Source organism: Alkalihalobacillus sp. CinArs1 (assembly GCF_947387515.1).
In the GTDB taxonomy this organism is placed as follows: domain Bacteria; phylum Bacillota; class Bacilli; order Bacillales; family Guptibacillaceae; genus Guptibacillus.
This window is the reverse complement of sequence record NZ_CANDOB010000002.1, coordinates 26,165-43,974: the sequence shown is the minus strand read 5'-3', so window position 1 is coordinate 43,974 and position 17,810 is coordinate 26,165. Positions and strand designations below refer to the sequence as shown.

Genomic DNA, 17,810 nt, shown 5'->3' with positions numbered 1-17,810 from the left:
TCGTTGTTCTCAAGAATCTTTCATTCCTTTTATCAGCACCTCTATGACTTCCCGTCTACTAAACTCAGCTGGAGGTGTTATTCCTTTCCGTAACATCTCTCTTACTTTCGTACCTGAGAGAATAAGCTTCTCGTGATCATCATGTGGACACGTTTTGTACGTTGCGATCGCACTGCACGTTTTGCAATAGAACGCATGCTCAAAGAAGAGAAGTTGGATTCCGATATCTTCCTTCGAAAAGTTTGAAAAAATCTCCTGTGCTTCATATGTGCCGTAATAATCTCCTACTCCCGCATGATCGCGGCCTACAATGAAGTGTGAGCAACCATAGTTTTTGCGAACGATAGCATGAAATACAGCTTCTTTCGGGCCTGCGTAACGCATCGCTGCTGGGAAGCAGGAGAGGAGTGTCCGATTGTTTGGATAATACTTCTTTAAAAGAACTTCATAGCTTTTCATACGTAGATCTGCAGGTATGTCTCCTTGCTTGGTTTCACCGACCAATGGGTGCAGAAGCAAGCCATCCACCATCTCAAGCGCACATTTCTGAATATACTCATGCGCTCTATGAACAGGGTTCCTCGTTTGGAATCCAACAACGGTATTCCATCCAAATTCCTTGATTTTGGAACGAACTTCAGATGGAGTGAGCTGATAGTCCAGAAACTGCAGGTCAGGAAATTTCGTCAAGGTGATCGGGCCGCTCACATACACATTTGACTGTTTCATGAGGCGAGATACTCCTGGGTGGTTCTGATCATTTGTCTTGTATACAGCTATCGCTTCACGATCGAGGTCCACTTCGAACGTCTCCTCTACCTCTAACACACCGTAAACTTGACCATCATAGGCCAGCTTCACCTTCGTTCCTTCAGTTAACTCCTTTCTTCTTTCACTACTGACCGGAAGAACGATCGGTAAACTCCATACCGTCCCGTCTTTCAATGTCATCGAATCTAATACACTCACGTAATCCTCGCGCCCCATAAACCCAAGCAAAGGACTGAACGCGCCGATACCGATACAATATAAATCAGAAAGAGATACGGCATCGAGTGCTACTTCGATCGATATAGAACTATAATCATATTCCGGTCTATATCTATTAATCAATGTCCCTCCATGTGGTTCAATCATTTCTTTTCACGCCCTTGCTTTTTATCAATATAGTTTACTGTATGTAAAAAACACGATTATGAAAGGGACAAACTCCTAAGACAGCATTGTATTTTCGAACCATACTTGTTCAAGTTCTTAGAACAAGAAAAAAACCTGCCCATTTATTGGACAGGTTTCTCATCATTCACCTGATACTTCGTTTTTTTCTCAAGCTTCCTTACTTCCTTCATAAGCTCTTTATAGCCAAACCTTGTTAATTCAAAATCCTCGTTTACGATTTCGTGCTCTTTTAGCGTTTCTCGCTTGTGTTCTGGGATCTCCTCAGAAACATCTTGTAACCTCTCGTTTAATTCAACGAATGTACTAGATTCGATGTCATGGACACCAATCAATTCTGCTACAAGCTTCATATCAGGCGTTTCTTTGATGAACAATCCTTTTTTCTCGCTGACGACCTGCTGAATCTTATCTTTTAATACGAGAAGCTCTTGCTTGATACGGTTACTGTCCGTTTCTTTTTGCTTAAGCTGCTCTCTATAGGTTGCTTTTTCAAGTTCATCTAGATCAGCTTTCGTGAGAAGTTCTTCAAAGAGCTGTGTTTTGTCACTATTGATCTTTTCGAGTTCACGTTCTTTCGCGGCTTCAACAGATTCATTCTCAGGATCTTGCCATTCGAACGTTAGCTGTGCTTCTGAACTAACAGCCGCCTCTTTTTCCTGTTCTTGTTCGCCACCTTTTAACACTCGGTCGAAATCTTGAATTTTCTTCATGACATATAACGATACACCGACACTTAAGCAAGTGATAAATAATCTAAATAGAAATGGAGAAAAAGCCACCGCGTATAAAAGTAGTATGAATCCTATTATCGAAAGGATGGTGAGTACTTTTTCTTTGCCTGTCTTTGCTTCAAGGGGTTGGTCCAACGTACCGAGAAACTTTTTCATGGATGTTATCATCCTTACATTTCACCTCTCTACTCTATTGTCATTCCCTATGAGAACGAGCAGTACCCGGATCGCACAGACCCCGGGTATAAGACTATTCGACCGACACATCTATTTTATGAGCACCTTGTCTCATTTAGTATGAATAACCCAGATGGAATTTAAATAAACATAAGGACAGGGTCAGCCAATAGGAAGGGAGATCATTTAAGTGGAATCTTATATCGTCCAATGCTTAAGCTGGTTGCTTACGCTAGGATATCCTGGTATCGCAATTGCTTTAATGATAGAAGTGATCCCAAGCGAACTTGTTCTTGCATACGGGGGATATATGGTTTCAAAAGGACACATTCACTTTACTGGAGCAGTCGTTGCCGGAATCATCGGCGGTACGATCGCTCAGCTTTTCTTATACTGGTTAGGACGATACGGCGGTCGCTCTTTCCTCGAAAAATACGGAAAATACCTATTCATTTCCAAAAAACATATGAATCTCGCAGAAAGATGGTTTGAACAGAATGGCGTTAGTGTTATCTTTACCGCACGGTTCATCCCCGTTGTCAGACACGCCATCTCCATACCAGCAGGCATCGCAAAGATGTCTCTCATCCGCTTTACACTTTATACGATGCTCGCGATGATCCCATGGTCGATATTGTTTTTATATATCGGGTTAAAGCTCGGTAGAAACTGGCAGCACATCCACTCAGCAGCAAAAATATATACGCTACCTCTAAGTCTAGGCGCAGCTTTTTTTCTCGTTGGTTACTGTGCTTTACTCGTTTGGAAAAGACGGAAGCATGTCTAATTGGCACTCGCCCACTCTTCATATGTTAGGGAATATCGTAGCGAGTTCCTCCATCCATCCCGGATAAGAAGATGGTTTTCCAACAAGCCTTCTTTCTTCATCCCGATCTTCTCCATAACTCTACTCGATGCTATATTCCTCTCATCACACGTGCCTATAACGCGGTGCAATCCAAGGTCTTTGAACGAGAATAATAGAAGCATTTTCCCTACTTCCGTTGCGATTCCGTTCCCCCACCATTCAGGATTAAGAATGTAAGAGAGTTCACCAATCTTCTCTTGAGCATTCCGCAAATTCACTTCACAAGCACCGATCACGCTATTATTTTTAGTTATTGCGTAAGCAAAGCGCGTTCTCGGAGTCTGTTTGGAAGCGAATAGGATGTCATCTACGTAGGCTTTCGAATCAGCTACAGAATTTGGCCCCCATGGCTGGTACTTACATACTTCATCAAGAGAAGCGTATCGGTGAACAGCTTCCCAATCATTTGTACGAAATTCTCTTAGTTTAATAGATGACATATCCTCACTCCTCTTATGTAAGTCTTTTCATTAAATAATACAACGTGTAGCCTTTTGGGTGATCCTTAACTTCTCCACAAACTTCAAAACCTTCGTTCATATAAAATCCTGGAGCCTGAAAACTGAAGGTATCGAGTAACATTAGATGACATCCATTTTCTTTTGCATACGTCTCGATTTTCCGTAACAGCTCTCGCCCTAGACCACTGCCTCTCATCTCTTCTTTTACCCACAAAAAGTCGATATGAAGATTACGCCAGAACATCGTACCGGTTATTCCGCCAACGAGCTCTCCCTCTTCACGACTAACAAACGTTACAGATTCTAATGGGGTTTTGACGGAATCGGGAAGTTTGGACATGTTGTAGGCGATGAGCTTCTCCTTTACTTCAGCATTCGCTGCATCTTCTCTCGTTATCATAGTATCTTCCCCTTCACTTAAGGTTTCTGATCGTTTCTTTTAACGGATTGGTATTGCCCTTCTCATATTCAACAGATACTTCAAACGTACCTTCTTCAAAAAACTTTGGCAGTCTACGCTTAAACCAATTTTGCATCGGTAGACTCATCATATCCTTCCGAGAAACCCACTTCAGTTCTCCTTCTGGCGGATTGGATAATAGCGTTCCAGTAAAATTCCTTACTAAATAATTGAAGACAATATAACGATACTTGTCTTCTCTAATAATAAATTCGTCTACTCCTTTAAAAATCATATCTGATTCTTTAGCATGCAAACCCGTTTCTTCGAATAACTCCCTCGATGCCCCTTCAGTGAAGCTCTCCGACATCTCAATTTTCCCGCCGGCACCGATATACCCTGGAAAGCCCGCTTCTTTAGGACGATTTAATAGAAGGATCTCATCTGTTTTTTCATTATGTACAACAACCATCGATAACAACGTTGCTTGTATTGTCTCCATCGAACTCTCCTATCTATTTGTTTATGCTGTCAGTATATACCACCTTAGAGAGAGAGCCTATAGTTTGAAGGATTTTTTTCTGTCGATAGTGGGTATCACAAGTAATAGGAAAGGGAGGCGATCGAATGTTAAAAGAAAGAGATTACAAAAGTAGAAAGAAGATGGACAAAAGACTCATCAACTGGTCTGTAAAAAACACGAAGGAAGAAGAATTTCAAGATTCACAAGTTGCGATCGTAGAATGTACGTGTACCAATTCAGACGGTGATGAGTTACAAACGGTCAAAACGTTAGAGATCGACCCCGAACATGAATCCTGGGAAGACTGGATGAATGAACTGAAAGAAGATCGGTTCGAAATCATTCATTGCCCAACGTGCAAAATTTGGACGATCGATTCTGAGACATAAAAGCGCCCCTCTCGTGAGGGACGCAGTGCTCTTATGCTTTCAGGTTCTTTAATTCGTTTGACACAAACTCCATTAACCCTTTGATCATTGATTCAGAGAAATCGAAGCGAATACCAGCTGCTTCATATACCTCTGAGAGTGAAACAGAACTTCCCAAAGATAGTGCTCGATTGTAGTTCTTTAACGTCTCCTCAGGGTTCTCTCTGTATTGGCGGTACATTTGAATTGCACCGAGCTGTGCGATTACGTATTCGATGTAATAAAACGGCACTTCAAAGATGTGCAGCGTCATCAGCCATTTATTTTTGATCCACTCATCGTCATCACTTCGATCGACGAATGAAGAATCAAACGTTTCAGAGATCTCCATAAACTTCTCGTTCCGCTCTTCACTAGTATGCTCTGGATTCTCATACATCCAATGCTGGAACTGGTCGATCACGATCCCACTCGGTAAAAAGTGAATGATCCCTTCTAACTGCTCCTTTTTGGCGCGATGAAGCTCATCGCTATCTTTATACATGATATCCCAGTAGTCCATCGTAAGAAGCTCCATCGTCATACTTGCAAGTTCAGAAGACTCCATCGGGGTATCACGATAATCTGATAACATCTGATTTCGCTTAAAGTCATTGTGAATACAGTGCCCCATCTCATGAAGGAGGGTTACAAAGTCATCTTGAGAGCTCGTGATGTTCATAAAGATGAATGAAAGCTCTGAAACAGGAAGGTATTCACAGAAGCCTCCTTGCGCTTTACCTTTTCGGCTTTCTAAATCTAACGCACTTTTTTCATTCATTTCTAGCAATAGCTCAGAAAAACGATTCGAAAGCTGCATGAAGATCTCAGAAGTCCCTTTCACGAGATCCTCTGTACTACCAAATGGTTTCAATGGCTTCTTTCCTGCTGGAACTGCTTTAAGATCCCATGGTTTGTAGTCACGTAGTCCAAGCTCGTTTTGATGCTCTTTTTGTAACTCTTCTTTAAGCGGTACGACATGCTTTCGAACGGCTTCAGCTAAGCTCTTACAATCTTCTGGTGTATAATCAAAGCGCTCGTATTTTTTAAACATATAATCCCGATAGTTATCAAGGTTCACATTCTCTGCCTTCTTTTGGCGAAGCTGAATCAGCTGATCCATGATATGTTGGAGATCGTTTTTCTTTGTTAAAAGCGTGGTATAGATTTCGGTCATAGCCGCTTTACGAACATCTCGATCTGATTCTTGTAGGTACAGACCCATTTCACTAAGCGTCTTCTCTTCACCTTCAAACATGAACGAAAGAGAACCAGTGTGCTCAAAATACTTGTTTACAAGTTTATCTTCTTCTATTTCTAAGTCTATGTTTTCTTCATTAAAAAGCTCGATTGCGTTTTCTTTTCTTAATAAAAATTGCTTATAAACCGTTTGGTCCAGTTCTAATCGATAAGGGGAATCTTGAAACTTCTTATCGAAAAGCCCTTCGTACCGTTTGATGATCGGTTCTATGTATTCTTGATCGTATTCGATGGTCTGTTTCGCTTTTTCACTGCTGCTATGACATTGAAAATCGATGTAATGCCCGCTCAATCCTTCAGCTATCTCATCCATTAACGTTGACAGACGCAATACCCACTTCTCAAGCTCATCTGCTGACGTTATCTCCTCTTGTAACAGCTTATCGAAACGTTCTTCTAATTGGTCCGGTTTCGTAAAATCAAACCGTTCTACATAAAAAGTACTCAATCTGTCTCCCCCTCTGCAAGTTTCCGTTTAGTCGCACCTACTAGTTTACCACAGAAAATTCTGACAGTATATGACAGCCTGAGGGCAAAAAAAATGGGACCCCATCTCATGGATGGGTTCCCTCCTGTGTGGAAATCGAAGCATCCCATCCATGGGACGGGGGCTTCATTAATGCTCGTACCCGGATAACCAGGTGAATTAACGTCATATTCACAAGAAATTTTAACCTTTTACACCAGAATAAGTATGCTGTTTCCTTCTCATCACATACTGAACCGTTCCATTCCCCAGCATGACGCCGCATACGATCAACACAAACCCTACTATTTGAGACAATCCGATCTGTTCTCCTAGGAAAATCGCTGATCCAATCAAAGCAAAAAATGGAGTCAAATTATTAAAGATCGCCACTTCTCCTGGACCGATATGGGAGATCGCTTTGTTATAAAACATATGCCCTAACCCTGTAGCAAAAATAGCAGATGCTGCAAAAACACTCCAGATCGGCCACTGTGATTGTGTTAAGGTCCCAACACCGCTCGGCTCAATGACGAGCGCAATGATAAATAACGTAGAGGAGCCAACCAGAAGCATCCACCCCGTCATAAGCCTTGGTCCCATCGTCTCCGTTCCTTTTTTAATGAAAATAAAGCTGATCGCCTGTGTCACTACCGATAAGAAGACGAGAAAATCCCCACTCGAGACAGAGCCTGGCTGATTATGTCCACTCAATACGACAAACGAAACACCAACAAGCGCGAGTAGAATACCAGCTCCTTTTGTGAACGTCATCTTGTCTTTTAGAAATAAAACAGCAAAGAATGCTGTCATGAGTGGAACAAGTCCCAATATGAGTCCTGCGTTTGAAGCGGTTGTGCTCGTTAACCCTAGCGCTAGGAAGGAATGATGGCACACCACTCCTGTAATCGCCCCCGCACTGATGTACCCTGCTTCTTTAAAGGAAATCTTTCTCAAATCCTTTCCGATGAGAACGACAGCAAGTACGACTAATCCAGCAGTAAAAATACGAATCGATTGAATCATCACAGGTGTGAAGGTGTTGACGAGCAATTTAATCGCAACTACGTTAAATCCCCATATGACCATGAGTAAAAGCAGCCCACCATACAATACAAAATTCTTCAAAGTATTCCTTCTTTCTTTTATCTATAGTGAGTCGCGATCGATCAAGTGAACGTCGTCACCAATTTTAATCGGTCCAGTCTCGATAACACGTAAGTAGATCCCAAAATGATTTCGGTGATGTTTTGCAACTCTCTTCAACAGATCTGGTTGTCTAAGACCACTTTCAGGATCCACCGTAATAATCATACAGCGTTCACATGGACCAGTGACCATCACTTTAACATGTTCTCCGATTTGAAGGGTACTCCCGATCCATTCTTGTTCAATGAACGCTTCTTGACTGTTTAATTCAAGCTTCAAATTAGGGCGAAACCTACGATCATCAACATGTTTCCCCCAAGCCTCTGATAACGCTTCGAGGGAAGCATCCGTAACCATCAAAAGGTTCGCCTCTTCGATCGCACCAGTCGGCACATGTTCTGGGTGATAAGAGACCTTTTGGAGTTTTTTAGAAGAACGTTCTTCCATTTCTTCAAGCCATTCAGAATCTGACCATCTATAGCTTTCTCCTGACATTGTCGTAACGATTGGCTCAGGAAAAGCCGTGAGCGAATCCGGTCCGTCAAAGGAAGCTTTGTATGTGACCATGTCAGGAAATTGTGTAATCGTAAGAAACGACTCTTTTTCATCGATGAGTGCATGGCTACGATCCCCATACAAACCATAGTTCATAACTCTCGTTTCACTTACTTTCTCTCCGCGCATCGATTTGACCGGGTGTCTGGTGATCTCTGAAATCGTACCTACGTGCATCGCATTAACCTCCCTACTAGTTATCTTTCCATTAGTATACCCGTTCAACGATCTTTCATAAATTTATTAGTATAAACTTTACTAGATTTGAATAAAACTAGTAATAACCAATAGGAAGGAGATGAGGAAGATGGAAATAAAAGAATATTACTCTATTACGTTGTATAACGAAAACCGTAAAGAAATCTATCGATCTGAAGATGAATACGATAATTTTGAAGAAGCTCACCGGGAAGGCTTCCTGCTTCTCCGCGACAATCCAAAAGCAGACCTCTACTCGATCGATAAGTTCTTTGCTGTTGAGGATGTCTAACTCTCTCGTTTTTTCTTCGTCAAGTTTGATAACTCAACATCCAGCTCCTTTATTTTAGGATCACCTGGAGGCAGTAAACTAATCTCACTAATAATAGCTGATATGCTATTTTCTAAAAGCATTTTCTGCTCCTCACTCGTAGGATCAGTCGTGCTTTTTTTCTTTGTTTCATATTCTGATAGCCCCATTTCAACTCGATGAAACCTGTTCTCCTCATGGACGAGTAGACGATCGCACATTTTATCCATGAAATAGCGATCATGTGATACAACGATCACGGTTCCACCAAATTCCATCAACGTTTCCTCCAATTGTTCTCTAGAAGGCAAATCCAAATGATTTGTCGGTTCATCCAAGACTAACACATCATGTTTGTTCATAAGTATACCGGTTAGCTTAATTTTCGTTCGCTCACCGAGACTCAACATTCGTATGGGAATCGTTTGCCTCGTTCGCTCAAGTCCCATCGTTGCTAGTATCGTTTTCGCTTGATAAATGTCGTCTCTCGTTATATAACCAAGAGCTTCGATCGCATCCTTGTCTTCAGGCAGGTCATGTACATCTTGAGAAAGATAGCCGATCGATAACGATGGACTTCGCCATACCTCCCCTTCTGAACATTCTTTTTCTTCTACAAAAAGACGTAATAACGTTGTTTTTCCACATCCGTTATCACCTACGATCCCGACTCTTTCCCCTTTTTTTATATAAAAAGAGGTTTTGTCGAAAAGCGTACGATCGTTAAACCGGACTGCTATATCGCTCGCTTCAATTATTCTCTTACCGTGACCCGTGCTTTCTTGGAATTGAAAACGCACTTTCTGCTCATCTTTCGGTCGCTCGATCCCACTATCATCGAGTTTCTTTTGAAGCTGCTTACGAGTAGACTTCACCTGCTTATCCATTTTTTTCGCCTTCATACGATAATACTCTTTCTTACCTTCTTGTTTTGTTGAATCATTATGAGCTTTTTCTGACCAATTCTCTAAAGACGCCAGATGCTTTTCAATTCGTTTTCGTTCACTTTCTTGAACGTGGTAATGATGAAGCTTCTCATCATATCTCCGTTTCTTCTCAGCACGATAGTCGGAATAATTTCCTACATACTCATGAACCTGCCGATCTTCTATTTCGATAACCCTATTTACGCTTCTATCTAGAAAGTAACGGTCGTGTGAGATGATCAATACCGCTCCTTCAAAAGAAGAAAGCTCATTGATCAGCCATTCCACTCCTTTTAGGTCAAGGTGATTTGTCGGTTCATCCAACAGGAGGATATCAGGATTGGCTGCCCATATTTTCGCAAGTGAGAGCTTTAGCTTCTCACCTCCGCTCAAGTGAGTTTCACTTCCTGAATACTCCCTGACCATACCGAGCTCTTTCGTCCGTTTTAGGAATTCACCATTTATCGAGGAGGCATTGGAAGCCTTCATTTCAGTCGATTGCTGCAAATAGCCAACCGAACCTCTCACATCGACTGCCCCATCGTCCTGCTTAGAATACCCAGTCAGGATATTGGCAAGCGACGTCTTTCCAGCTCCGTTCGCTCCGACGATCCCGATCCTCTCGCCATGCTCTATAGTAAGGTTCACATTTTCGAACAACATTTTTTCCTCAAACGCTTTAGTTAAATTTCTTACCGAAATCATATTCGTCATCATAACGCCTCCCTATTTTCTTAGGGAATTAAAAAAACTCCCCAATTCTGGAGAGATACGTCAGACCTGTTCCCAAAGAAGGCTGAGCATAGCCAAATAAGCATGCTCAACGAATGGTAAAAAAGGACAGACTAATCTTATTCTCCAGAATCTCAATTTCAGTATTTGAAAGTTGATCTAGAATAATAAGATTAGGTTTTCATTGCTCCTTAACCATTCCTTCCGTTATGTGTTGAACTCAGTTTAAAGAATTAGGAATATTTAGTCAACACTTCAAATCCTTTTTACTAAAAACAAAATTCGATATAAAACCTGTAATTAGTACAATGGTCTACTAAAAACCCTTAAATTCCCCACCGATATATACATTATGCAAGTCATCGATAACGTTTATAGATAAAGGGGGATCGTTTTTTACATATCTATCGTCACTGAGGTAAAAGGAACAAAAATAGGGGGAATTATGTTGCAAAAGCGTATCATTCTGTTTCTAGGAGTCATCGCACTGCTATTCGGCTTTACTCTACCAAGCGAAACTTCTGCTAATAGTAACGTAGATCGTATTAGTGGAGTAGACCGTATCAGTACAGCAATCGAAGTATCGAAAGAGTCTTGGCCAAGTCAACTCGCAACATCCGAAAAAGCAGTTATTCTTACAAGAGCGGATATGCCTTACGATGCACTAGCAAGCTCAGGGTTAGTAGGAGTAAAGCAAGCTCCAATCCTACTAACACATTCAACAAAACTTGACGATCGTGTAAAAAAAGAGATGGATCGTCTCAATGCAAAGAAAGTGTATATTTTAGGTGGAACAGGCGCTATTAGTTCTGGAGTAGAGAATGAATTGAAGAAACATTATTCAGTCGTTCGTTTAGAAGGATCGGATCGCTATACTACTGCTGAAGCCATCAACAAAGCAGCTGGACTCGACAAGTCTAACACAGCGATCGTTGTAAACGGGCAAACTGTCGCTGACTCTTTATCGGCGTCTAGTGTAGCTGCAATCAAACATTACCCGATTTACTTAACATCAAAAACAAAAGCACCGTCTCTTCCATCTAACGTAAAATATGTTTATTTGATCGGTGGAGACTCTGTACTATCTCAATCTGTCAAAACATCATTAGAACAGCAGGGTAAAAGTGTGACTCGTTTGTCTGGAGACGATCGTTTTCAAACAAACCTAGCGATCAATCAAGCATTCTTTAAATCTAGCTCTTCTTTCATTGTTGTAAGAGGAACGTCTACACAGAATGATAAAGAAGACTATCCGGATGCAGTTGCAGCAGCTGGACTATCACAAAAACTAGATGCACCGATCGTGTTGTCTCACCACTCTAGTGTTGTTACAGATGTAAAGTCATATTTGAAAGATAATGCTAAATCAATAAAAGTTCTAGGTGGAGAAGGAGCACTTCCATCTAAGGTAGTCGATTCTTACGAAAGCAAGCAAACTACTGAAGAAGTTGCATTAGGTACTGCTGTCGTGACGGCTTCAAGCCTAAACGTTAGAACTGCTCCAACCCTTTCTGGTACGAAAATCGGTGCGCTTCTAGAGCATTCTGAAGTGACGATCTATGGATTTGAAGGAGACTGGGTGAAGATTAAGTACAATGGTCAATTTGCTTACGTTCATGGAGCTTACCTTCTTATGAAGACGAGTGATGTATTGAATGGCCTTACGATTGTTGTTGACCCAGGACACGGTGATCATGATCCAGGTGCAAGCAGAGGGAACCTTTTAGAAAAGGATATCAATCTTGATGTCTCCACGTTCTTAGAGAAAAAGTTAAAACAAGCTGGAGCAAACGTTGTGATGACGAGAAAAGACGATACGTTTCTTGAACTTGAGGATCGCTCAGATATGGCAAACCATATCGATGCTGACTCTTTCATAAGTGTTCATACAAACGCAGGTCCTGAAGCAGCTCATGGGATCGAGACATATTGGTACAGCAAATATAGCTCAGAAGAAAGTAAAGCACTTGCAGCAAGCATCCAAAAGCGTTTGATCGAAGTAACGAACGCGAGAGATCGAGGTGTGAAACACGCAAGCTTTTCTGTTATTCGTGAATCAACGATGGCTGCTGTTCTTGTAGAGGTTGGATTCCTATCGAATAATGAGGAATATAAGCTCCTCTTAACGCAATCCTACAGAGAGAAACTAGCAGAAGGTATCTATCAAGGTGTAATCGATTATTACAAGAACTAATAAAGAAAGCGTACATCCCGTTAAGAGATGTACGCTTTTTTTTGCTTATGCTTTTGTCCAGTTAGCAGTCATTTCAACATCAGCAGCTTCAAGAGTCGTGTAAACAGGGCAACGAGAATCTACGATACGCTGAAGTTCTTGAACGCGCTCTTCGCTTTCAGATGTTTTTACTTTTGCATCAACGTTGATCTTTTGGAAATAAGGGCGAACGCCTTCTGCTCCCATCATTCCTTTTGGATCTAGTTCACCATTGATCGCGAATTCAATTCCTTGAAGGTCGAAGTCGATTTCCTTCGCTACGAAGTTTGCGATCGCATTTTCACAACCAGCTAATGATGCAAGTAGTGTCGCAAGTGGGTTTGCACCTTCGTCAGTACCACCCATGTTTGCTGGCTCATCGATAACGATCTTATGACCGTGAGAAAGACCTTCTGTATTCATTCCTTTAGATACTGCTGTAATTTTTTCGATCATGTGTAAAACTCCTTTTCATTTAGATAGTGAACACGTATCGTGTCTGCAATATTTTTCAGGATCGATACATCCTGATAACTTTTCATTAAAAGTATGCCGCCTTCTAACTGAGCTACAATGGTTTGAGCATGTTTCTTTGGATCTCCGTCGACAAACTCTCTCAATGCTTCTTCAAGGTTTTCAATCCAAGAATGAAGAAGTCCATTCACCTTTTCTCGAAACACTTCATCATGTTCACTCATCTCAAGAGCAAGATTTCCAAACGGACAACCATGGATGTTCGCCTGAGTCTCATGGTATTGCACAGCCCAATGAAGCATCGTATCGAGCTTTTCTCGACCGCTCTGATCCGTTCTAAGAATGTCCTCTATCAAATGTTGATTCCATGTTTCAACAAAGTGATCAACAACTGCGATTCCAAGATCCCTTTTTGATGAAAAGTAATGATAGAACTGACCTTTTCCAATTCCTGATTCGGATAGAATATCTTTAAGGCTCGTACTTTCATATCCCTTTGAATGGATCAGTCGAGCAGTCGCGTTAATGATTTCATCTCTTTTTGTCATAGATATCACCTTCTAATCGTTAGTAAAACCAACTAGTTGGTGTCATTTTACCATAGGCTATGACCTAAGAGACATGCACCACCTGCTCAATGACAGGAAGGCTGACATATTCAATTTTTAAAACCAACCGGTTGGTACAGAATAAATGTAACATCATCCTATAAGATGTGCCAACTAAAACGCTCAGGTTTTTTAACCTGAGCGTAAGCTTGTAAAATTCTCAGTGTTGCGATGAGAGAAGTCCAACGTTCCCACTCCATCTAACGTTAATGGATAAAAGGAAGGTCAGTAATTCTATATTTAGGACGGAGAGTTCGTTTGGGATTCATACTCTTCAAGTAGGAGAGACGATCGCGGACTCCTGCGGTAGAACGGGCTTGGACGTTCGTCCGCGGAAAGCATGCGATCGTCATCGACTACGGAATCGGGAGCACCGAATTATGACATAGGGCTACTCCTTTCCTCATGAACGCTCAGGTTTTATTACCTGAGCGTTTTCTTTCTTATAACCCAAGTCCGATCGAAGTTTGATTCGTGTAAGATGTATAGGCGATCAGCTGGTTAATCTCTACGATATTCTGTTCCGAGTAGCCATGTTCACGTAACTTGTCCAAGTCTTCTTTTTGTAATTCACTAGGGCTCGACACTAGCTTTTCAGCATAGTTCAAGATATCTTTCACATGTTCTGGAATAGCGTCTGAAGTACGGTATGACGTCAACTCTTCTACAATGTTGTCATTTTTACTAATCTGCTTTAACAACTTACTATGTCCTTCAAAGCAATAGTGACACCCATTCAGTTTTGAGACGTATACAACGACCGCCTCCGTTTCGAAGTCATTCAACACACCGTTCTTTATTGCTTTCGCGAGCGGCATAAATGTCGAAAAGATCTCCGGGCTTTTCGCAATAAGACGATTAAATACAGGAACAGGTTTTTCTAACTCTTCATAAATTGCCATTTCCTTTAGTTCAGATTGTTTTGCTGGTTTAATCCAAGGCATTACGTTTCCCTACCTTTCATCACGAGTAACTGCTATCATATCAAACTTTCACGAAATAGAAAGTTCGGAAGAAAAAGTACGTCGAATGACAAGAAGATTTTCCCATCATTTGATTAACATGGTAAACTATTAGTATCTACATATTGAGGTGGTTACACATGCAATTGGTTCAGGATTACTTCGGTAATATGATGATAATGCTCGCACTTTTATTTATCTATTATCAGCACTATAAAGACGAGAACCTCACCCATACCTCTTCCACTAAACGAAAAGTGATCAGTGGATTTTTTGCCGGGATAACTGGCAGTATACTTATGGTTTTTGGGATTGAAGTCGGTTCCAATACCATCATCGATATGAGACACGTGCCCTTTCTCTTGGTGACGCTTTATGGAGGCTACTTACCAGGCGGAGTCGCCTTGATCATCATACAACTCGTACGATTTTCATTCGGAGTTACAGTTTCTTCTTATGCTTCTCTTATTCTCTTCATTTCATTATATATTGGATACTTATTGTTCAGAAAATGGAAGATTGAGACAAGGATCAAAGTATTCTTCATGCTCCTATACTCCAATGTTATGTTCACAATTATCACATCCTTGTTGCTGAAAATAGATCCACTTAACAAAATCAATTTACTCTTTTGGATTACATCTTTCGTTTGTGGAATGATGGCGATCTATACATCAGAATATTTACGACGGATCAACCACCTTTTCAAACAATACCAGCTGAGCTCTACAATAGATCCTCTGACTGGTTTAAATAATGTAAGAAGCTTTGACGAAGCAATGAATAGTGCTATCAAAGAAAGCAATACAAAAAGAAAGCCCTTATCGCTCTTAATCATCGATATAGATTATTTCAAACAAGTAAACGACACCTATGGGCATGCTGCAGGTGATGCCGTATTACAACAATTCGGCGTAACGCTTCGCCAAACTGTAGGAACAGAAGATACAGTATCTAGAAACGGCGGCGAGGAATTCACCATCCTACTGAAGAACACAGATCATCAAGATGCATTACGAATTGCCGAACATGTTCGAACTTCTATTGAGGCACAGCCTTTTAAAGCTACTCAAATGGACACGATCTATATTACGGCGTCTGTAGGGGTTGCGACTTACCCAGATACGGTTTCAATAGGTGATCAACTATATAGTAAAGCAGATCAAGCGTTGTATACTGCAAAACGTAAAGGTCGAAATCGAGTATGCTCCACTACTGAACTAGATGAGCTAGTCACACAGTAGGAAACTTACCCTAACAAACTACTAATCTTTACTTTTGCGTCATATCTTTCTCCGTTACAAGAAGAAAAAACCCGTTAGAGTCCTAACGGGTTTCAGTATTTTTGTGAACGATGGGCAACAAGATTGTCACACATGTTCCTACGTTTTTTTCACTCTCTATCTTGATCTCTCCAAAGTGTTCCGAAATGATTTTATTACTAACTGTCATTCCAAGTCCTACTCCTTTTTCTTTATTCGTATAGAAAGGAGTACCTATATGGGGGATACGCTCTTGAGCGATTCCCTTACCATTATCACGAATCACAATCGCTATTTCATCGTGGTATTGGTCGATTGAAATAACAATCTTCCCTTCATCATGCTCGATTGCATCGATTGCGTTTTTTATGACATTGAAAAATACTTGTTTTATTTGATCACCACGACAGATTGTAAAGACCGGCTTCTTCATCATATTCTTTATTTTAATGTTTTTTTCATTTGCTTCTGCTTGAGCTTCTACTATCGCATTCTCCATCACCATTTTGAGACTAACCTCAAATGTATTGATCGCTTCAGGCTTACCAAGAGAGATAAATCCGTTTACGACTTCTTCTAGCTTACTGAGCTCGTTATTGATAATCCGGTGAAACTCTTTTTCTTTCTCATCTTTATCGATTGAAAGTAAGTCAAGAAATCCTTTGATCGATGTTAATGGCGTTCGGATTTCATGTGCAAAACCAGCTGCCAATTCTCCTACAACTGATAATTTCTCGATATTCTTCTTGTATTGATCGATCTTTATCTTTTCCGTAATATCTCTTGAAATAATGACATACCGATTCACTTCACCACACTCTCCAATAACAGGCATTGCCTTTCCTTCAAAGGTTAGCACTTCACCTGAGGCATGAAGTTTTCGATACGTTACGGTTACAGGCTCTTTAAAGTTACGGAGCTTCGTAAGTGCGTTCATGCACATCTCGTAGTCATCAGGGTGAACGTGGGATAGAACATCTTCCCCCACCACATCTTCCGGCAGATAATTCAGTACAGTTAGGTACGAGGGTGATGCATAGACAATCACACCTTCAAAATTAACCATACAGATGATATCACTACTATGTTCTACGATCATGCGGTGCTTTTGTTCACTCACACTTAGCTTCTGTTCTGCATTTTTCTGCTTTGTTATATCTCTTGAAATTACGATATAGTGATAGCGCTCTTCGTTTTGAACGCAGATAGCTCTTGATTCAAACCAGCGATAGTCACCATCGATGCGCAAGAGTCTATAGTCCACGGATATCGGCTTTTTGTATTTTAGGAGACGATCGAATGCCTCTTTTGCAGCAGTTAAATCTTCAGGGTGCACATATTTAAATGAGCTAGTACCAATTTCATTCTCGATTCCATCCCTTGAATAGTCCCGATAAGAAGGCGACACATACAAGAAGTTACCGTCTCGATCGATTAAGCTCACAATATCACTCATATTTTCCGTAATAAGCTTGTAGTTGTACAGCGTTTCCTCGATCAGCTTTTCTTTGCTTCCATTTTCCTCGATTAAAGCGACAGATTGTCCGAGTTCATTCGCTACAGGAATGCCCATTACTTTCAAATATACGTAAGACCCATCTTGCTTTATCCACTTCTGAGTCGAAGGTCCCGGGTTCGTACCATTTTGTAACGAGTGAATTCTACTCGTTACTGCTGTCCTTTGAGATTCATCGATTGTTTCCCATATCGATCGCCCTTCGAGTTCAGAGAGGGTATAGTAACCTAGTAGTTTTAAAGCGGAGGCATTTAAATACACCCATTTCCAATCCTTTTGTATTACGATTGCTGATGAAGACTTGTTATAGTAATCGATTAAATCTCTAAGTGCACTCATTTCTTTCTTCGGTTTAGAATTTGATTGAGGAGGTCGCTGAGCATCATGTTCGGTAGGATAGTAATTCACTCTAGTCATAGGGCCTCCCGTTAAGC

Annotated in this window: 18 protein-coding genes; 5 read left to right on the top strand and 13 right to left on the bottom strand. The window is 41.0% G+C overall.

Going from position 1 to position 17,810, the window contains the following annotated elements; genetic code table 11:
* Nucleotides 1-9 precede the first annotated feature (9 nt).
* A complete protein-coding gene (gene sat, locus PFZ69_RS08720) occupies nucleotides 10-1,137 on the bottom strand; it encodes a sulfate adenylyltransferase (protein WP_270180690.1) in 1,128 nt (375 codons plus the stop codon).
* A 143-nt stretch (nucleotides 1,138-1,280) separates the two neighbouring features.
* A complete protein-coding gene (locus PFZ69_RS08715) occupies nucleotides 1,281-2,066 on the bottom strand; it encodes a hypothetical protein (protein WP_270180689.1) in 786 nt (261 codons plus the stop codon).
* A 211-nt stretch (nucleotides 2,067-2,277) separates the two neighbouring features.
* On the opposite strand from PFZ69_RS08715, the gene PFZ69_RS08710 reads away from it, so the two are divergent.
* Nucleotides 2,278-2,874 carry a DedA family protein gene (locus PFZ69_RS08710; RefSeq protein WP_270180688.1) on the top strand — a complete coding sequence of 199 codons (597 nt, stop codon included), beginning with the start codon at nucleotides 2,278-2,280 and terminating at the stop codon, nucleotides 2,872-2,874.
* Here the strand turns inward: PFZ69_RS08710 and PFZ69_RS08705 are convergent.
* The 3 genes from PFZ69_RS08705 to PFZ69_RS08695 are packed head-to-tail and all read right to left on the bottom strand — an operon-like array spanning nucleotide 2,871 to nucleotide 4,318.
* Nucleotides 2,871-3,395: a GNAT family N-acetyltransferase gene (locus tag PFZ69_RS08705; protein WP_270180687.1), complete on the bottom strand. Its 525-nt coding sequence runs from the start codon at nucleotides 3,393-3,395 to the stop codon at nucleotides 2,871-2,873. The two genes, PFZ69_RS08710 and PFZ69_RS08705, sit on opposite strands and share 4 nt — an antisense overlap.
* A 13-nt stretch (nucleotides 3,396-3,408) precedes the next feature.
* Nucleotides 3,409-3,816 carry a GNAT family N-acetyltransferase gene (locus PFZ69_RS08700; protein ID WP_270180686.1) on the bottom strand — a complete coding sequence of 136 codons (408 nt, stop codon included), beginning with the start codon at nucleotides 3,814-3,816 and terminating at the stop codon, nucleotides 3,409-3,411.
* Nucleotides 3,817-3,829: 13 nt separating this feature from the next.
* Nucleotides 3,830-4,318 carry an 8-oxo-dGTP diphosphatase gene (locus tag PFZ69_RS08695; RefSeq protein ID WP_270180685.1) on the bottom strand — a complete coding sequence of 163 codons (489 nt, stop codon included), beginning with the start codon at nucleotides 4,316-4,318 and terminating at the stop codon, nucleotides 3,830-3,832.
* Between the two features lie 125 nt (nucleotides 4,319-4,443).
* Between PFZ69_RS08695 and PFZ69_RS08690 the strand changes: the two genes are divergently transcribed.
* Complete coding sequence (locus PFZ69_RS08690; protein WP_270180684.1) at nucleotides 4,444-4,728, top strand: hypothetical protein; 285 nt, start codon at nucleotides 4,444-4,446, stop codon at nucleotides 4,726-4,728.
* A gap of 31 nt (nucleotides 4,729-4,759) precedes the next feature.
* On the opposite strand, the gene PFZ69_RS08685 is transcribed toward PFZ69_RS08690, so the two are convergent.
* From PFZ69_RS08685 to PFZ69_RS08675, 3 genes are all read right to left on the bottom strand, one after another.
* The gene (locus tag PFZ69_RS08685) at nucleotides 4,760-6,454 is read right to left on the bottom strand and encodes a M3 family oligoendopeptidase (protein ID WP_270180683.1); all 1,695 of its coding nucleotides are present in this window, start codon (nucleotides 6,452-6,454) and stop codon (nucleotides 4,760-4,762) included.
* Between the two features lie 222 nt (nucleotides 6,455-6,676).
* Nucleotides 6,677-7,600 carry a DMT family transporter gene (locus PFZ69_RS08680; protein WP_270180682.1) on the bottom strand — a complete coding sequence of 308 codons (924 nt, stop codon included), beginning with the start codon at nucleotides 7,598-7,600 and terminating at the stop codon, nucleotides 6,677-6,679.
* Between the two features lie 21 nt (nucleotides 7,601-7,621).
* A complete protein-coding gene (locus PFZ69_RS08675) occupies nucleotides 7,622-8,353 on the bottom strand; it encodes an MOSC domain-containing protein (protein WP_270180681.1) in 732 nt (243 codons plus the stop codon).
* A gap of 130 nt (nucleotides 8,354-8,483) precedes the next feature.
* Between PFZ69_RS08675 and PFZ69_RS08670 the strand changes: the two genes are divergently transcribed.
* Nucleotides 8,484-8,666: a hypothetical protein gene (locus PFZ69_RS08670; protein WP_270180680.1), complete on the top strand. Its 183-nt coding sequence runs from the start codon at nucleotides 8,484-8,486 to the stop codon at nucleotides 8,664-8,666.
* Here PFZ69_RS08670 and abc-f read toward each other — a convergent pair.
* Nucleotides 8,663-10,324 carry a ribosomal protection-like ABC-F family protein gene (gene abc-f, locus PFZ69_RS08665; RefSeq protein ID WP_270180679.1) on the bottom strand — a complete coding sequence of 554 codons (1,662 nt, stop codon included), beginning with the start codon at nucleotides 10,322-10,324 and terminating at the stop codon, nucleotides 8,663-8,665. The two genes, PFZ69_RS08670 and abc-f, sit on opposite strands and share 4 nt — an antisense overlap.
* A gap of 463 nt (nucleotides 10,325-10,787) precedes the next feature.
* On the opposite strand from abc-f, the gene PFZ69_RS08660 reads away from it, so the two are divergent.
* Nucleotides 10,788-12,536, top strand: a complete 1,749-nt coding sequence (locus PFZ69_RS08660) for an N-acetylmuramoyl-L-alanine amidase (protein ID WP_270180678.1) — start codon at nucleotides 10,788-10,790, stop codon at nucleotides 12,534-12,536.
* 45 nt (nucleotides 12,537-12,581) lie between these two features.
* Here PFZ69_RS08660 and PFZ69_RS08655 read toward each other — a convergent pair whose 3' ends face one another.
* From PFZ69_RS08655 to PFZ69_RS08645, 3 genes are all read right to left on the bottom strand, one after another.
* Complete coding sequence (locus tag PFZ69_RS08655; protein ID WP_270180677.1) at nucleotides 12,582-13,010, bottom strand: OsmC family protein; 429 nt, start codon at nucleotides 13,008-13,010, stop codon at nucleotides 12,582-12,584.
* A complete protein-coding gene (locus PFZ69_RS08650; protein WP_270180676.1) occupies nucleotides 13,007-13,576 on the bottom strand; it encodes a TetR/AcrR family transcriptional regulator in 570 nt (189 codons plus the stop codon). Before PFZ69_RS08650 ends, PFZ69_RS08655 begins: the two co-directional genes overlap by 4 nt.
* A gap of 503 nt (nucleotides 13,577-14,079) precedes the next feature.
* On the bottom strand, nucleotides 14,080-14,580 hold the full coding sequence (locus PFZ69_RS08645; protein WP_270180675.1) for a carboxymuconolactone decarboxylase family protein: 501 nt from the start codon (nucleotides 14,578-14,580) through the stop codon (nucleotides 14,080-14,082).
* 158 nt (nucleotides 14,581-14,738) lie between these two features.
* Here PFZ69_RS08645 and PFZ69_RS08640 point away from each other — a divergent pair, with 158 nt between their 5' ends.
* Nucleotides 14,739-15,842: a diguanylate cyclase gene (locus tag PFZ69_RS08640; protein WP_270180674.1), complete on the top strand. Its 1,104-nt coding sequence runs from the start codon at nucleotides 14,739-14,741 to the stop codon at nucleotides 15,840-15,842.
* An 82-nt stretch (nucleotides 15,843-15,924) separates the two neighbouring features.
* On the opposite strand, the gene PFZ69_RS08635 is transcribed toward PFZ69_RS08640, so the two are convergent.
* Nucleotides 15,925-17,793, bottom strand: a complete 1,869-nt coding sequence (locus PFZ69_RS08635; protein ID WP_270180673.1) for a PAS domain-containing sensor histidine kinase — start codon at nucleotides 17,791-17,793, stop codon at nucleotides 15,925-15,927.
* Nucleotides 17,794-17,810 lie beyond the last annotated feature (17 nt).

Coding starts and splice junctions, on each gene's coding strand:
- PFZ69_RS08705 (WP_270180687.1), bottom strand. CDS start 3,395: ATGTCATCTATTAAACTAAGAGAATTTCGTACAAATGATTGGGAAGCT.
- abc-f (WP_270180679.1), bottom strand. CDS start 10,324: ATGACGAATATGATTTCGGTAAGAAATTTAACTAAAGCGTTTGAGGAA.
- PFZ69_RS08660 (WP_270180678.1), top strand. CDS start 10,788: ATGTTGCAAAAGCGTATCATTCTGTTTCTAGGAGTCATCGCACTGCTA.
- sat (WP_270180690.1), bottom strand. CDS start 1,137: ATGATTGAACCACATGGAGGGACATTGATTAATAGATATAGACCGGAA.
- PFZ69_RS08635 (WP_270180673.1), bottom strand. CDS start 17,793: ATGACTAGAGTGAATTACTATCCTACCGAACATGATGCTCAGCGACCT.
- PFZ69_RS08655 (WP_270180677.1), bottom strand. CDS start 13,010: ATGATCGAAAAAATTACAGCAGTATCTAAAGGAATGAATACAGAAGGT.
- PFZ69_RS08670 (WP_270180680.1), top strand. CDS start 8,484: ATGGAAATAAAAGAATATTACTCTATTACGTTGTATAACGAAAACCGT.
- PFZ69_RS08695 (WP_270180685.1), bottom strand. CDS start 4,318: ATGGAGACAATACAAGCAACGTTGTTATCGATGGTTGTTGTACATAAT.
- PFZ69_RS08645 (WP_270180675.1), bottom strand. CDS start 14,580: ATGCCTTGGATTAAACCAGCAAAACAATCTGAACTAAAGGAAATGGCA.
- PFZ69_RS08650 (WP_270180676.1), bottom strand. CDS start 13,576: ATGACAAAAAGAGATGAAATCATTAACGCGACTGCTCGACTGATCCAT.
- PFZ69_RS08690 (WP_270180684.1), top strand. CDS start 4,444: ATGTTAAAAGAAAGAGATTACAAAAGTAGAAAGAAGATGGACAAAAGA.
- PFZ69_RS08700 (WP_270180686.1), bottom strand. CDS start 3,816: ATGATAACGAGAGAAGATGCAGCGAATGCTGAAGTAAAGGAGAAGCTC.
- PFZ69_RS08675 (WP_270180681.1), bottom strand. CDS start 8,353: ATGCACGTAGGTACGATTTCAGAGATCACCAGACACCCGGTCAAATCG.
- PFZ69_RS08640 (WP_270180674.1), top strand. CDS start 14,739: ATGCAATTGGTTCAGGATTACTTCGGTAATATGATGATAATGCTCGCA.
- PFZ69_RS08715 (WP_270180689.1), bottom strand. CDS start 2,066: ATGAAAAAGTTTCTCGGTACGTTGGACCAACCCCTTGAAGCAAAGACA.